The sequence below is a fragment of the Carnobacterium sp. TMP28 genome (assembly GCF_047553015.1).
In the GTDB taxonomy this organism is placed as follows: Bacteria; Bacillota; Bacilli; order Lactobacillales; family Carnobacteriaceae; genus Carnobacterium_A.
Genome location: NZ_CP180212.1, coordinates 981,878 through 996,830 on the forward strand (window position 1 = coordinate 981,878; position 14,953 = coordinate 996,830).

Genomic DNA, 14,953 nt, shown 5'->3' on the forward strand with positions numbered 1-14,953 from the left:
TAGCCAAAACAATAGAAAACCCGTATTTGTTTCTCTTTTGCTTATGTAGATGGCAAAGGGAAGAAACGAATACGGGTTTTTATTTATGCTATTAGTTTAATTCTTCAGTGACTGTTTTTTTCCAAAAACCTAAAATTAATGCGGAGATAACCATTCCAATAGCTAGTGTTACTAAGAACAATAAGGCATGATTAGAAAGACCAATAGCAAAAATACCTCCGTGTGGGGCAGGAATAGAAATATTCCAAAACTGAGTTAGTCCACCAGCAATTGCAGCTCCTACAACAGATGAGGTAATGACTCTCAAAGGATCCGCTGCAGCAAAAGGTATGGCACCTTCAGTGATAAATGAAAGGCCTAAAATATAATTTGTTAGTCCAGATTTTCTTTCATCTGCTGTGAATTTGTTTTTGAAAAGAGTACTTGCTAAAGCGATAGCTAGAGGAGGAATCATTCCACCAGCCATTACAGCGGCCATTAGACTACCGTCGCCTGTATCTGTGAAAATACCAATTGAGAAGGTATATGCAGCTTTATTAAACGGTCCACCCATATCGATAGCCATCATTCCACCTAATAAAGCACCTAATAAAACAGCATTTCCAGTTCCTAAGTTTTCTAAGAAGTTAATCATAGCTGTATTGATAGTAGAGAAGACAGGATCAACAATAAAGTACATTAAGAAACCAATGATTAATAAAGAAAGAACAGGGTAAAGTAAGATTGATTTTAAACCCTCTAAAGATTTAGGTATTCCTTTTAGTACTCTTCTTAATAGAAGGATAGAATAACCGGCAATGAATCCTGCAGCTAATCCGCCCAAGAAACCAGCATTGCTCTCTACGGCCATAAAACCACCAACCATACCAGGCATAAGACCAGGTCTATCACCGATACTCATCGCAATATAACCAGCTAGAATTGGAATCAAGAATCTAAAGGCATTACCACCTAATGAATTGAGGAAAATGAAAATTTCACTCTTATCACCAAAATAGGGTTCAACTAAGAAGGATAAAGCTAACAAAATTCCGCCACCAACTACAAATGGAAGCATATGAGAGATACCGTTCATTAAGTCTTTATATACTTTGCTTAAAACAGATCCACCTTCATTGTCTTCTCTATTTGAGTTGCCACTATCACTAGCATGGTAGATAGGAGCTTGTTTATTCATTGCTTTTTCAATTAGTTCTGCAGGTTTACGGATACCATCGCTCACAGGACGTTGCAATAAGTGTTTTCCGTCAAAACGATTCATTTCAACATTTTTATCTGCTGCTATAATAACACCAGCAGCTCTTTCAATGTCACTTGCTGATAAGCGATTTTTAACACCTTCAGTCCCGTTTGTTTCAACTTTGATATCAACATTCATTTCAGCAGCTTTTTTCTTCAACGCATCTTCTGCCATGTAAGTATGAGCGATACCAGTAGGACAAGCAGTGACTGCAATAACGAATGGGCGCGAAGTATCTTTTTTTAGGGTTTCTTGATTTCTTTGTTCTTCGGACTCTTTTTCAAGTCGCTCTTTTTCAGCTTGTTCAAATAAAGAATGGACTTCTTCAGGTGTAGTCGCATTTCCTAATGATGAAACAAATTCTGGATTAACCAATAGTCTAGCTAAGCTTGCTAGAGCCTGTAAATGAGTGTCATTTGCACCTTCTGGAGCAGCAATCATAAAAAATAAATGGGTAGGTTGACCATCTAAGGCCTCATAGTTCACTCCATTTGAACTTTTAGCAAAAAGGACTGTAGCTTCATTAACAGCAGCATTTTTAGCATGTGGCATGGCAATTCCGTCACCAAGACCCGTAGATGTTTGTGCTTCTCGATTCATAATTCCCTGTTTAAATAAAGCTGTATCGCTAATACGATTTTGGGAAGCTAGGCTAGCGATCATTTCATCAATGGCTGCTTCTTTTCTTGTAGATTTCAAATCCATAATCATGACATTCTTGAGTAATAAATCAGTTATTTTCATTTGAGTTCCTCCTAATTAGATTGTATCAATTAAACGAATAGAGACTTGAGAAATTAATTCTTCAACTTCATCTTTCTTGGCTAAATCATCTGAAAAAGCAGTTGCACTACCAGTGGCTACGCTTGTTTTAAAAGCCATTAGTGGATCTTTTTCTTTTAATAATGTACCGATAAATCCAGCAACCATTGAGTCACCAGCACCGACTGAATTTTTCACTATGCCCTTTGGAACATTAGATTGATAAACTTCATTAGCTGAAAAGAATAAGGCGCCATCACCAGCCATTGAGATAAGGGCATAAGTCGCACCTAATTCAATCAATTTTTTTCCATAAGGAATCATTTCTTCAACTGACTGAAATGAAACGTTAAACATTTCAGCTAACTCGTGGTGATTTGGTTTAACTAGTATAGGAGAAAAAGCTAGAGAATCTAACAAAGTCTGGCCAGTTGTATCCATAACAAATGCAGCACCAGTAGATTTGATAGCTAATATAACGCTGTTATAAAAATTTTTTGGTAATGAATCAGGTTGATTTCCTGAGAGAATAACGACATCAGTAGAAGAGATTTTTTCGATTTCTTTTAAAAAATTAGCCGCTTCATTTGTAGAAATGACAGGTCCAATAGCATTTATTTCAGTTTCCTGATTCGATTTTAATTTGACGTTAATTCTCGTATCTTCTTTTATATCTGTAAAATGCGTTTCCACTTTTTCTTTTATGAGCCAATTTTGAATGAATTCGCCTGTAAATCCACCTAGAAACCCTAAAGCGACTGAGTGGTGTCCTAATTGTTTCAGTACCCTAGAAACGTTTATTCCTTTTCCACCAGGTAACTTAAGATCACGAGTCATACGATTTAAAGAGCCTAATTTAAAACTAGAAACTTCAGCAATGTAATCAATGGAGGGGTTGAGTGTAACAGTATAAATCATTTTGTAGCCTCCTTTATAGTTGTCTGACTAAAATAATTTTTATATAAAATTGGATCTAACTGTTGAGTTAAAATGATAGCATCCTCTAGTTCAATAACTTTAGCAAAACTGACTTTATTAAACTTTGTTTTATCAGCTAATATAAATGTTTTTGAACTGTTCAAATGAGCTTGTTTTTTTACTGCGGCTTCTTCACTATCAGGTGTCGTATAGCCAAATTCACTATCAACACCGTTAATACCTAAAAAACATGTAGTAAAACGATAATTTTCTAGCTGACTGATTGTTGTGGTTCCGATAATAGCTTTTGTTTTTAGTTTAATACTTCCACCAAGTAAAATAGTTTTTGTTTGTTGATCAGCTAATAATACAGCATGTTGAATTCCGTTTGTGACAACTTGAATATTTTTATTTTTTAGATAGGGAATTAGATAGAGAGTAGTTGTCCCAGCATCTAAGAAAATTGTATCGTTTTCTTTAATGAAAAGAGCAGCAAGTTTAGCAATTTCTTTTTTTTCTTGAACGTTTATGGATGATTTTTCCAATATAGATAATTCTTCATCTACATGATAATTTTTTTTAGCACCACCGTGAATTCTAGAAAGCTCACCAATCTCTTCTAATTGTGCTAAATCTCTACGAATAGTTGACTCAGAACAGTTTAAATACTGCATTAGCTCTTGTGATTTCACAAGTCCATATTTTTTTAGTTGAATAAGAATATAAGAATGACGTTCTTCAGTTAGCATAGCTAATCTCCTTTCAAGAAAACAATACCATCAAAAACGTTCAAAAGCAACCATAAAGAGTAATCGTTTTCATTTAAATGTAAAATAATTAGAAAAGAGTCGCTGTTATCCTCTTTATCTAGCAATAGACAGCAATAGAAAAGAATGATTTAGTACTTGTTCGTATTAGACCAGAAAGCAATTCTCCCGTTTGGATTCAACCGAAATTAGGTAGAACAATTAAGGGATTATGACTTAGCTTTATTCAGCAGCCGTCATTTAGTAAAGGAAATAGGTACAACGATGCATGCTATAAATAAAGTATGTAGACAGCCAGAATTTGAAAGACTATTTTTAAATAAAAAAGAGTATTTAAAATGAAGGAATTTGATTGCATTGAAATGGCTGAATCTAAAAGAGGCAAATCCTGATTAGTTACAAGAAAGGAATGTAAAACGAGTTTATCTGTTAGTTTTATTCTAATGTTACTGTTGATGATGAGTCTGATTATGGGCTTATTGCCTTATTTCGGAAGACAAGGATTAGAATTTGGAATAATTTTTCTAGATAATGATAAAACTTATCTTAAGTTGGAGAGGTGGAAAACAACTTATTTTTTACTTGCTATCTTTAATGGAATGACTACAGCATTCTTATTTTTACTTTAATAAAAAATGAATCTATCGTTCAAATGGAGCGATTTTTAGTTATGTATGTACTAGTGGCAATTAGTTTCATTGATTTTATTAGCTTATTATTTTATCTAGTCATTAAAAGGCAGTTAAAAATTTAAATCGCAACTTATTGAAGAGGTTAAGCAGAAAGAAACTGAAAAGCAAATCACAATCGATTTAGATTATCGAACTAAAAAAATTGGGATTCCTAATCTTATTTTATTATCTAGTAATGGATCAATTATAGCTGCAACAGGATTAATCACTTGGTTGAACTACGAAAAAACCCCTAAATCTTTTCCTATTCATTGAGGGACGAACTTAACCGCAGATAGATTTGTAGATAAATCAATTTCAACTATTTTTTAATGAGTGGATTTCAAATAATAGTAGCACTCATTTTTTATGTATCTAATTCTTCAATTATTCATACAAAACAATCATTTGAACCTAGATACTTAGCTCAACCTAGGTTTAAGAGTCAAATTTATCGTCAAGATTTGTCAAAATTAACTTGATTATTTAAATTGCTACACAACTCTTATTGAGTAATAGTCAGTTTATCTCTGTCATTTTTTTCAAAAAAAGAGATAACCGGTTTGTTTACGGAGTCATTCTTTATGTGCTAGTTATTTTAATATATGCGCTTATTTTATCTATAAAATATGGTCAAAGTGGGAGTAGAGACAACTCAAAAGATGAGCAACAGTTAGAAATAAATTATTGCGAGGATGGCAACTATTGGAAGTTAGGCTTATTTTATTATAATCCGGATGACTCGTTAATTTGGGTAGAAAAACGGTTCGGAATTGGACTAATAGTTAATATGGCTAGATGGAAAAATTTGGGTATAGTATTAGGAATTATCTTCCTTTGTCTATTGCTATTGATTTTATTTTAGAAGATATAAAAAAACGAAGACAAGGCATGACCTTGTCTTCGTTTTATTTGCTTATAGTAACAGTTTCAATTGTAATCGGAGTTAATGGTAAATCATTATCAGTTGTTTCCGAAGCTGCAATACTATCAACAATATCCATTCCTTCAATTACTTGACCAAAAACGGTATAGGAACCGTCAAGAGAGGGATACCCACCATTTTTATACGTTTTTACAATTTCGTTTGGAGTTGTTTCAGAAACAGAATGAGACATATCTTGCTGATTTTGGACAATAAAGAATTGGCTTCCTATTGATATCGGCGCATTTGTTTTAGCCATAGATAAGGCCCCTCTAGTATGGTAAAGATGATCTGAAGTTTCTACTTCGAATGGTTCGCCCCATAGACTTTCACCACCCAGACCCGTTCCATCAGGATCGCCACCTTGGATCATGAAATCTTGAATAACACGATGAAAAATAGTCTTATCGTAATAGTTTTTTTCACTTAGCCCTACAAAATTTTCTACAGCTTTAGGTGCAAATTCTGGAAATAATTTGATTGAAATAGTTCCCATAGAGGTAACGATTTCAGCTCCTATTTCGTTTTCTCCTAGATTATTTGATAACTGAGGGAAATAATCAGCTTCAATAACGTCACTTTCTTTTTGATTATCAGTATTTGGTTTATTAGGAATAATATAAAATAAGCCGTAAATAATCATTGCGACTGCTACTATAAGTAATAAACCTCCAATTATTAATTTATTAAATTTCACGTTACACATCCTTTAATTTTCTCTCTATTATTATACGATAGATAGTCAAATAATCATACAATTAAAATGAAATTAGTTTTTTATGTGTAGAAAATCTAATTTATAATCAAAAAATGAGTTCTATGATACTTTTTAAACATTTTTTTATCTTATACCTATCTAATACTTAAAAAATTTAATTATTATCTATTCTATTTTTAGGTTTAAATAGACAAAAAGATAAAATACACGTACAATAGATAGTGGATTAGAATGGGGTATACTCACAATACTTCATTTTTTTAGAGGATACGTGATGAAGAACAAACTTGATTACATCTTGGAACAAATGTAACAACAAGGATTATCGGTACATCTAAAGAGTAACCCAAAAGATAAAATCAAAGAAATCTCTCATAAACTCAAAAAAAATGAGGAGGAAATTAAAAATGTCAATGTTTTTAGATCAAGTAACAATTAGTGTAAAAGCCGGAAATGGCGGTAACGGAATGGTGGCTTTCAGACGCGAAAAATATGTTCCTGATGGTGGTCCTGCAGGTGGTGATGGTGGACACGGCGGTAGTTTAATTTTTATCGTTGATGAGGGTTTACGTACATTAATGGATTTTCGTTTTAATCGCCATTATAAAGCTGAAGATGGTGAAAACGGAATGAGCAAAAGCATGCATGGTAGGGGTGCTGGGGATAGCTTGATTAAAGTCCCACCTGGAACCATTGTGCGTGATGTTGATACAGGAATCGTCATGGGTGATTTAATTCATGAAGGGCAGCAATTAATTGTTGCAAAAGGTGGACGTGGTGGAAGAGGAAACAAACGTTTTGCTACACCAAGAAACCCAGCACCAGAAGTTGCAGAAAATGGTGAACCTGGTGAAGAACGCAATTTAGAACTTGAATTGAAAGTTCTTGCAGATGTAGGTTTAGTAGGCTTCCCTTCAGTAGGAAAATCAACTTTACTGTCAATTGTTTCTTCAGCACGTCCCAAGATTGGTGCCTACCATTTTACAACTTTGGTTCCTAATTTAGGAATGATCAAAATGGAAAATGGGAAAAGTTTCGTTATGGCTGATTTACCTGGGCTAATTGAAGGAGCTTCACAAGGGATTGGCTTAGGTATTCAATTTTTACGTCATATCGAAAGAACTCGCGTTATTTTACATGTTATTGACATGAGTGGTAGCGAAGGCAGAGAACCTTATGATGATTATGTGACTATTAATAATGAATTAGAAAGTTATGATTTACGATTAATGGAACGTCCTCAAATTATTGTAGCTAATAAAATGGATGTGCCAGGTGCAGAAGAAAAATTAGTAGAGTTTAAAGAACAGTTACGACTATTAAAAGAAGACGAGTACGAAGATGATATTCCAGTATTTCCGATTTCTGCTATTACGCACAAAGGTATGTCTAACTTGCTGAATGCGACTGTAGATATATTAGACGTAACTTCTGAATTCTTGTTAGAGGTATTGGATCAAGAAGAAGAAACAGTGCTATATAAGCATACTCCTGAAGAAAAAGGATATGAAATTAATCGAGATGCAGATGCTTCATGGATACTTTCTGGTGATAAATTAGAAAAATTATTCAAGATGACTAACTTTGAACACGAAGAATCAGTACGCCGTTTTGCTCGTCAATTAAGAGCAATGGGAATTGATGAAGACTTACGTGAACGCGGAGCTGTTGATGGCAATATCGTTCGTATTATGAAATATGAATTTGAATTTGTTGAATAAAGAAAAAATTAAAAAAGTATTCCAGTTGCTTGTCAATTGGTTTACTTTTTTTATCTCTTTTAAATATCGCTAAATAATAATAAGTTTGTTAAAATAGGATAAAGAAGATACATAAATAAGATTCTTATAAATACTAAATGGTTAGGATTGTGTAGAAATGGAAATATTGTTTTTAGGAACCGGTGCAGGTGTTCCAGCCAAAAGTCGCAACGTTACTAGCATTGCTTTAAAATTATTAGCAGAACGAAATAGTGTTTGGCTATTTGATTGTGGCGAAGCGACCCAACAGCAAATCTTGCATACAACTTTAAAACCAAGAAAGATTGATAAAATATTTATTACTCATCTTCATGGGGATCATATATTTGGATTACCAGGTTTGATTAGTAGCCGTTCATTTCAAGGTGGGGAAGGCCCTGTTACAATCTATGGTCCTAAGGGAATTAAAAATTTTCTTTTAACCAGCCTCAGAGTATCGGGAACACATTTAAAGTTTCAACTAAAATTTTATGAAATTGAAGAATCCGGCGTTGTTTTTGAAGATACTCAATTTAAAGTGAGCTGTTTGCCTTTAGAGCATGGGATAGAGTCTTTTGGTTACCGCATTGAAGAATCAAATCACCAAGGCAGTTTACAAGTAGAAAAACTTAAAGATTTAGGCATACCATTCGGTCCATTATATGGGAAATTAAAAAATGGTGAAACAATAGTACTACAAGATGGACGTACCTTCAACGGTCTTGATTTTATCGGCGAGACACAAAAAGGTCGAATTGTTACGATACTGGGAGATACGAAAAAAACGCATAATAGTATTCTCCTAGCAAAAGATGCTGACGTTCTTATCCATGAAAGTACATTTGAGGGCTGTGATCAAAAAATGGCACGAGATTACAATCATTCCACTACTATTGATGCAGCTCTTGTGGCTAAAGCTGCTAACGTTAAAAAACTTTTCTTAACGCATATTAGTGCACGTTATCTAGGCAAAGATGTTACAGCTCTTGAAAAAGAAGCCCAGCACTATTTCAAACAAACTTCTGTTGCACGAGATTTTGAAGAATTTGATATACCATTAGTTAAATAATGTATGAAAAGGAGCAAGAAAAATGATAAAAAATACAACTCAATTAGAAAATAAACTAGTCTTTATTACTGGAGGATCTGCTGGATTAGGAGAAGAAGTTGCTTATCAAGCTGCAAGAAAAGGAGCGATAGTTGTTGTAACAGCTCGTAGATTGGACCTTTTAGAAGCCGTTAGAAAAAAATGTTCTATGCTATCAAATAAGCCAGCCTATGCTTATCGTTTAGATGTTTCAAATCCAGATGAAATTCAAAAGGTAATCGAACAAGTTTATGAAGAAGTTGGAAACATTGATGTTTTAATTAATAATGCAGGCTTTGGTTATTTCGAAGAAGCCATAACGGTAGATATGTCAATTGCAGAAAATATGTTTAGAGTAAACGTTTTAGGTTTAATGTATGTAACACAATTAGTGGCTATCCAGATGGCTGAGAAGAAAGATGGACACATTATTAATATCGCTTCACAAGCAGGAAAAATGGCTACATCTAAATCAAGTATTTACTCCGCAACAAAATTTGCTGTAATAGGCTATTCTAATGCGTTACGCTTAGAATTAAAACCACTAAACATAGTCGTAACAACAGTGAATCCTGGACCAATTGATACAAACTTTTTTGATATTGCTGATAAGAGTGGGAATTATTTAGAAAAAGTTGGTAAATTAGTCTTAAAGACAGAATCAGTTGCTGACCGAATTATAGGACTTGTTGGAACGCAAAAAAGAGAATTAAACTTGCCCTATGCACTCGAACTCGCAAGCAAATTTTACACGCTATTTCCAAAAACGGGCGACTATCTTGCTGTAAAATTATTTGATAGTAAATAAAAGTATATGATTAGGGCCTATTACGTTATTATGCTAAAATAATACAATAAGTCTTAAAAAATACTTTAAAAGAGAGAGGGTTGAATGATGAAAAAGCAGTGGGCTACTATTTTAGCGATTATTCTTATTCTATTAATTTCGTTATTTGCAGTGATGAATGTCGATGTTGTGCCGGTTAATTTTGGATTTGCATTGGTTTCCTGGCCATTAATTATGATTATTTTGGGTTCTCTTTTTATTGGAGCGCTTGTTACCGTATTGATTGCTACAAGTACAGCTTTTAAAACAAAAAAACAGATGAAACAGTATGAAACTGACTTGTCAAAAGCAGATGAAATAAAACAAAAAGAGCTAGAACAACAAAGAATAGAGTACGAACAAGAACTTTCTCAAAAAGAAGAAGAGCTACTAAATAAGACAAATAAAATTAATAGCTTAGAAAAAGAATTAATTGATCGAATGACTCAGAGTAAAAATGTAGATTCTATCTTGGATGAAAGATGAGTTTAATTTATATTTTAAGATGAAACAGTTAATTAGCTATTTTGAGGCGCCGTGAATAGAGATTCACGTAGCCTCTTTTTTAGGAAGAATTCTATCTTTTTATGAAATCAAGCTATTTTATTGTTTACATAGAGATAATTCAGACAGTTAAGTCAAATCTGATACTAAATTTCTCACCTACCTAGTTGTTGCAACTAGTTTGTCTAGTTACGATATATATGGTAAAATATTTTTAATATCAGTTAAAGAAAATAGGTGAGAAATTGAATGATTTAGAAAAAGAACTTTTTGATTGGACAAAAGAGATAGCAGAATTTCATTTTCCGCGTTGGGAAGAGTTACCAGATTTTGATTTGTATATGGATCAGGTTTTAAATTTAATAGATAACTACCTTTACGTATTTAAAGAAGATAAGCAGAGTAAAGTCATCACTGCTTCTATGGTAAATAATTATGTTAAGCTAGATTTAATACCTGCTCCAGTAAAGAAAAGATACAATAAAAAACACCTTGCTTACCTTATTGCCATATCTGTATTAAAACAAGTTTTAACGATATCAGAAGTGAAAGAAGGCATTCTTTATCAAGCTTCAGTAAGTGGTATTAGAGAGGCTTATGATTTATTTTGTACCGAACAAGAAGATGCTTTGAGTGCTATTGCTTCACATATAGAACTTGATAAAAACCACCCTCTGCCTTTATTACCTAATAATACGGAAATAGAAATTCTAGTTGTTCGTACTTCGTGTATAGCAGTAGCGTCAAAAATTACAACTCAAAAAGTTTTAGCCTTAGTTAAAAAAAATAAAACCGATAAATCTCAAATAGAAAAAAATAAAAAGAAAAAGAATAGTGAGGGAAAATAAAAATGACTAAAGAAAAAGTTGCCTACCTAGTTGACTCAGGCTCTAACGTTCCTGAAGAATATGTGGAATTAGGGAATATGAATGTAATCCCACTTAAGATTATTTATAAAGAAAAAGAATTTATTGATAATGTAGATATTACTGCTCAAGATGTTTATGATCGTCTACAAGATGAAATTCCTACAACTTCTCTTCCTAGTGGTGAAGTAATTTCAGAAATTTTTAAAAAAATACAAGATGAGGGATTTAAAAAAGTAATCTGTGTGACTATTTCAAGTGGGTTAAGCGGGACAAATAATATGGTGAGAGTCGTATCTGAAAATTTTTCTGATATGGATATTTTAACAATAGATTCAAAAAATATTGGTATCGGTAGTGGTTTAATCGCCGTTCAAGCGTATAAGTATGTTGAGGCCGGCTTGGACTGGGATACAATTAAATCAAAATTAGAAGAAGATGTTGCCAAATCAAAAATATTTTTCCATGTTCCAACTCTTGAGTATTTGCAAAAAGGTGGACGGATTGGCTTAGTAGCGTCTATTTTAGGAAATATTCTTAATTTAAAACCTGTTATTACTTGTAATGAAGATGGCGTTTACGATACTGTTGCAAAAATAAGAGGCAATAAAAAAAGTGTTCAAAAAGCAATTGATTTAGCCGTTGATTTTGCTGGAAACGCTAAAAACTATAATTTAGCTATTGCTTATGGTGGTAAAACGGCTTTAGCACAAGTAGAAGAGATTCGTGCAGTCCTTAAAGAAAAGTTGCCATTAGCTGGAGCTATTTTTGAAGGTGAGGTTAGTCCAGCTTTAGGTGTTCATACCGGTCCTGGTCTAATTGGAATTGGAATTATTATTACAGACTCTTAAAGACAACCAACGAAAAAACTTTCCTATAAAAACTAGGAAAGTTTTTTCGTTGGTTATCCTTTTTTTAGTGATTTTTGGTATACTATTGAAGTTGGGAGTGAAACAATTTGTTAACGTCAGAAGATAAGTGGAAAGTAAAAAAAACACCATTCGATAGTATTGATGAAGAAGAAAAAAAAGAACTTGAGACTAGCTATACACCACTCTTTGTATCACTTTGTCTACAAAGAGGATTAAATACTGTAGAAAAAGTCCAAAATTTTATGAGTCCAGATGCTACATGGATCCATGATCCTTTTCTTTTTAAGGATATGGATAAGGCTGTTTCTCGTGTGATGGAAGCCATTGAAAAGAATGAGTTGATTACTGTTTACGGTGATTACGATGCAGGTGCGACACGTTTGTAAGCGAAAAACTTACACACAGGACTGAAGTAATATCAGGACTGGAGAACTGATTAAATGAATGTTGGAATGAGGGGGTAACGCCCTGAAACGACATCCCTAATCCTCCGATATGCTTGAGAAAAGGTAAAATTTCGAAAGTGTAAAGCTCGGTGAAGACAGCTGAGAGAAGCCGTAAGTGAAAATTAAACATCACACGAAAAAAGTCCAGAGGTGGATTTCGCTTCCCATAGGCTGGGGGTCTCATAAAATATCCATGGTTAGAATGTTTCCTAACAGGAAACTGACGAATCTTCGAATGTACAGGTCGATACGTAGGCAACGTAGAAATGCGTTGTTGGGATTGCGCCAAAAGTCAATCTCATTGCATGTGGTAAAGTAAGAATCTGGTGTTATGAAATACCATATTGCCTCATGGGGGCATTCAAGTGCAACGGCCTATAGAAGAAGCCTAAAGATATATAGCAGGAGATAATTTAATTGGAACGTGGGAAACTCGGAATGCGGATGCTTTTACCAGCAAATGAAGCAGTTTAGACGAAAATCTCGATGGAGAATAATAAGCTAATTAGTCCAAGTGAAAGTAGAGCCACAGTACCTATGAAGCTATGATAATAAGTAGTGGAGGGATAGGCTCGAGTCGAATTTATTTTTCATTAATTCGCTAAGTTTACGAAAATCTCATAGGTTCGAGTAAGACTAATAGAATCAAATCCTGAAGAAGGGAGGCGATGACTATGAGGCGAATAAACAACAAGGATAATACCAGCTTAAAAGTGCAAAAGTTACGAAATGCTGAATATTATGATACTCAGGAAATTTCAGACCTTATGTATCGAGAAAGCAGTGAAGGTAAAACGTTTCATCATCTGATGGAATATATCATTACCGATAACAACCTACTTCTCGCATACAGAAACATTAAGAACAATAAGGGTAGTAACACTCCTGGAGTAGATAAGAGAACGATTAAAGAGATAAACAAGATGTCTGAGCAAGAATACCTAACTGTCATAAGGAAGAAGTTTTCTAACTTTCACCCTAAAGCAGTTCGAAGAATTGAGATTCCAAAGCCCGATGGTAGAACACGTCCGTTAGGCATTCCAACCATTTGGGATAGACTCATTCAACAAAGTATTCTTCAAGTTCTGGAACCTATCTGTGAAGCTAAATTTTACAACCACAGTTATGGATTTAGACCCAATCGCTCAGTAGAGCATGCTATAGCTCATTGCTATAGATTTATGCAGATGCAACATTTACATTATGTTGTTGATATAGACATTAAGGGATTCTTCGATAATGTATCTCACAGTAAACTCCTAAAACAAATGTGGTCACTGGGTATCAGAGACAAAAATCTAATTACCATAATAAGCAAAATGCTAAAAGCACCAGTTGAATATAGTGACGGCATAAGGATTACAAATGAAAAAGGTACACCACAGGGTGGTATTCTTTCTCCGTTATTAAGTAATATAGTGCTGAATGAATTTGATTGGTGGATAGCAAGCCAATGGGAACAGATGAAAGTCAAAACTAAAACAGCAATGCCAGTTGATAGAACCAAAGAAGGTAAGGGTATTGATAAAGGAAATCAATATAAAGAGCTGAGGAAAAGCAAGTTAAAAGAAATGTTTATTGTAAGATATGCTGACGATTTTAAGATATTTTGTAGGAACAAATCAGATGCAGTAAAAATATTTCATGCTTGCAAAAGTTGGCTCCTAAAGAGGTTACACTTAGAAATAAGTGATGAAAAATCTCGAATTGTAAACCTCAAATTAGAATACTCTGAGTTCCTGGGTCTAAAGATGAAAGTCATTCCTAAAGGAGATAGGTGGATAGTTAGAAGCCACATGTCTGAAAAAGCATTCCACCGAACGGAATCGAACTTGAGAGAAATCATAAAGCAAATTAAATACCCGAAGGGTACAAACGATGAAGTAAGAAAAATCGGATTGTACAACTCTACGGTTGTCGGAATACATCAGTATTTCCGAATTGCAACAATGATATCTTTTGATTTAGGTTTAATGTCGTACAGAATGCAAGGAATGTTAAAGAGTCATAAATTGGCAAAGAGGATTAAAAGGGAGGGGCATATAGCCTCACCATTTATTAAAAAGGAATATGGGAAAAGTGAGCAAATCAGATTCATTAGGAAGCAGCCCTTATTGCCCATCGGGTATATAAGGCATAAGAATCCAATGATGAAGAAAACGAAGGTAAACAAATACACGGTAGAAGGTAGGAAGTTGATTCATAACCAACTATCATTTGAAAATGTATTTATGTTGAGGTATATCATGGAAAATCCTGTAAAGGAAAGAACCATGGAATACAATGACAATCGCTTATCTTTGTACTCAGCCCAAAAAGGCAAATGTAAGATATCGCAAGAGATGTTAACCCTAGTTAACATCAGATGTCATCATATTGAACCACGGTTCAAAAGTCATAATGATTCCTATGATAATTTAATCTTAGTAACTGAACAAGTTCATAAACTCATCCATGCTACAGATTCTAAAACAATTGAGAGCCTAATGCAAGAACTGCAATTGAAACAGAACTCTATGGATAAACTGAACAAGTACAGAACATTCGCTGGTAATACTGAATTGTAGCTTGATTCAAAAGAGTAACTCTAAAAGCGGAAAAATAAATTCGAT

Annotated in this window: 14 protein-coding genes; 10 read left to right on the forward strand and 4 right to left on the reverse strand. The window is 33.9% G+C overall.

Features of this window, described 5'->3' with window-relative positions; translation table 11 throughout:
• Nucleotides 1-91 precede the first annotated feature (91 nt).
• Genes ACMHYH_RS04780 through ACMHYH_RS04790 form a run of 3 tightly spaced genes read right to left on the reverse strand, consistent with a single transcriptional unit; the run spans nucleotide 92 to nucleotide 3,669 of the window.
• A complete protein-coding gene (locus ACMHYH_RS04780; RefSeq protein ID WP_414840188.1) occupies nucleotides 92-1,984 on the reverse strand; it encodes a fructose-specific PTS transporter subunit EIIC in 1,893 nt (630 codons plus the stop codon).
• Nucleotides 1,985-1,999: 15 nt separating this feature from the next.
• On the reverse strand, nucleotides 2,000-2,920 hold the full coding sequence (gene pfkB / locus ACMHYH_RS04785; protein ID WP_414840189.1) for a 1-phosphofructokinase: 921 nt from the start codon (nucleotides 2,918-2,920) through the stop codon (nucleotides 2,000-2,002).
• Nucleotides 2,917-3,669 (reverse strand): DeoR/GlpR family DNA-binding transcription regulator, encoded by a 753-nt coding sequence (locus tag ACMHYH_RS04790; protein ID WP_414840190.1) that lies wholly within the window; start codon nucleotides 3,667-3,669, stop codon nucleotides 2,917-2,919. Before ACMHYH_RS04790 ends, pfkB begins: the two co-directional genes overlap by 4 nt.
• A gap of 461 nt (nucleotides 3,670-4,130) precedes the next feature.
• Here ACMHYH_RS04790 and ACMHYH_RS04795 point away from each other — a divergent pair, with 461 nt between their 5' ends.
• Together ACMHYH_RS04795 and ACMHYH_RS04800 are read left to right on the forward strand one after the other, a co-directional pair.
• Nucleotides 4,131-4,316 (forward strand): hypothetical protein, encoded by a 186-nt coding sequence (locus ACMHYH_RS04795; RefSeq protein ID WP_414840191.1) that lies wholly within the window; start codon nucleotides 4,131-4,133, stop codon nucleotides 4,314-4,316.
• 550 nt (nucleotides 4,317-4,866) lie between these two features.
• A complete protein-coding gene (locus ACMHYH_RS04800; protein ID WP_414840192.1) occupies nucleotides 4,867-5,223 on the forward strand; it encodes a hypothetical protein in 357 nt (118 codons plus the stop codon).
• Between the two features lie 43 nt (nucleotides 5,224-5,266).
• Here the strand turns inward: ACMHYH_RS04800 and ACMHYH_RS04805 are convergent, their stop codons facing one another.
• Nucleotides 5,267-5,989: a peptidylprolyl isomerase gene (locus ACMHYH_RS04805; protein WP_414840193.1), complete on the reverse strand. Its 723-nt coding sequence runs from the start codon at nucleotides 5,987-5,989 to the stop codon at nucleotides 5,267-5,269.
• Nucleotides 5,990-6,408: 419 nt separating this feature from the next.
• Between ACMHYH_RS04805 and obgE the strand changes: the two genes are divergently transcribed.
• The 8 genes from obgE to ltrA all read left to right on the forward strand — a co-directional run bounded on the left by obgE (nucleotide 6,409) and on the right by ltrA (nucleotide 14,908).
• Nucleotides 6,409-7,722, forward strand: coding sequence for a GTPase ObgE (gene obgE / locus ACMHYH_RS04810; RefSeq protein WP_414840194.1), 1,314 nt, complete (start codon nucleotides 6,409-6,411; stop codon nucleotides 7,720-7,722).
• Nucleotides 7,723-7,879: 157 nt separating this feature from the next.
• A complete protein-coding gene (gene rnz, locus ACMHYH_RS04815; protein WP_414840195.1) occupies nucleotides 7,880-8,809 on the forward strand; it encodes a ribonuclease Z in 930 nt (309 codons plus the stop codon).
• A 22-nt stretch (nucleotides 8,810-8,831) separates the two neighbouring features.
• Nucleotides 8,832-9,635 carry an SDR family NAD(P)-dependent oxidoreductase gene (locus ACMHYH_RS04820; protein ID WP_414840196.1) on the forward strand — a complete coding sequence of 268 codons (804 nt, stop codon included), beginning with the start codon at nucleotides 8,832-8,834 and terminating at the stop codon, nucleotides 9,633-9,635.
• 87 nt (nucleotides 9,636-9,722) lie between these two features.
• Nucleotides 9,723-10,139: a LapA family protein gene (locus tag ACMHYH_RS04825; protein ID WP_414840197.1), complete on the forward strand. Its 417-nt coding sequence runs from the start codon at nucleotides 9,723-9,725 to the stop codon at nucleotides 10,137-10,139.
• A gap of 263 nt (nucleotides 10,140-10,402) precedes the next feature.
• Nucleotides 10,403-11,005: a DUF1836 domain-containing protein gene (locus tag ACMHYH_RS04830; protein WP_414840198.1), complete on the forward strand. Its 603-nt coding sequence runs from the start codon at nucleotides 10,403-10,405 to the stop codon at nucleotides 11,003-11,005.
• A gap of 2 nt (nucleotides 11,006-11,007) precedes the next feature.
• Nucleotides 11,008-11,874, forward strand: coding sequence for a DegV family protein (locus ACMHYH_RS04835; protein WP_414840199.1), 867 nt, complete (start codon nucleotides 11,008-11,010; stop codon nucleotides 11,872-11,874).
• A gap of 107 nt (nucleotides 11,875-11,981) precedes the next feature.
• Nucleotides 11,982-12,281, forward strand: a complete 300-nt coding sequence (locus tag ACMHYH_RS04840; protein WP_414840200.1) for a single-stranded DNA exonuclease RecJ — start codon at nucleotides 11,982-11,984, stop codon at nucleotides 12,279-12,281.
• A gap of 734 nt (nucleotides 12,282-13,015) precedes the next feature.
• A complete protein-coding gene (ltrA, locus tag ACMHYH_RS04845) occupies nucleotides 13,016-14,908 on the forward strand; it encodes a group II intron reverse transcriptase/maturase (RefSeq protein ID WP_414840201.1) in 1,893 nt (630 codons plus the stop codon).
• The last annotated feature ends 45 nt before the right edge of the window (nucleotides 14,909-14,953 follow it).

Excerpts from the sequence above, each read along its gene's own strand:
- ACMHYH_RS04780 (WP_414840188.1), bottom strand. The coding sequence starts at position 1,984 with ATGAAAATAACTGATTTATTACTCAAGAATGTCATGATTATGGATTTG.
- pfkB (WP_414840189.1), bottom strand. The coding sequence starts at position 2,920 with ATGATTTATACTGTTACACTCAACCCCTCCATTGATTACATTGCTGAA.
- ACMHYH_RS04790 (WP_414840190.1), bottom strand. The coding sequence starts at position 3,669 with ATGCTAACTGAAGAACGTCATTCTTATATTCTTATTCAACTAAAAAAA.
- ACMHYH_RS04795 (WP_414840191.1), top strand. The coding sequence starts at position 4,131 with ATGTTACTGTTGATGATGAGTCTGATTATGGGCTTATTGCCTTATTTC.
- ACMHYH_RS04805 (WP_414840193.1), bottom strand. The coding sequence starts at position 5,989 with ATGTGTAACGTGAAATTTAATAAATTAATAATTGGAGGTTTATTACTT.
- obgE (WP_414840194.1), top strand. The coding sequence starts at position 6,409 with ATGTCAATGTTTTTAGATCAAGTAACAATTAGTGTAAAAGCCGGAAAT.
- rnz (WP_414840195.1), top strand. The coding sequence starts at position 7,880 with ATGGAAATATTGTTTTTAGGAACCGGTGCAGGTGTTCCAGCCAAAAGT.
- ACMHYH_RS04820 (WP_414840196.1), top strand. The coding sequence starts at position 8,832 with ATGATAAAAAATACAACTCAATTAGAAAATAAACTAGTCTTTATTACT.
- ACMHYH_RS04825 (WP_414840197.1), top strand. The coding sequence starts at position 9,723 with ATGAAAAAGCAGTGGGCTACTATTTTAGCGATTATTCTTATTCTATTA.
- ACMHYH_RS04835 (WP_414840199.1), top strand. The coding sequence starts at position 11,008 with ATGACTAAAGAAAAAGTTGCCTACCTAGTTGACTCAGGCTCTAACGTT.
- ltrA (WP_414840201.1), top strand. The coding sequence starts at position 13,016 with ATGAGGCGAATAAACAACAAGGATAATACCAGCTTAAAAGTGCAAAAG.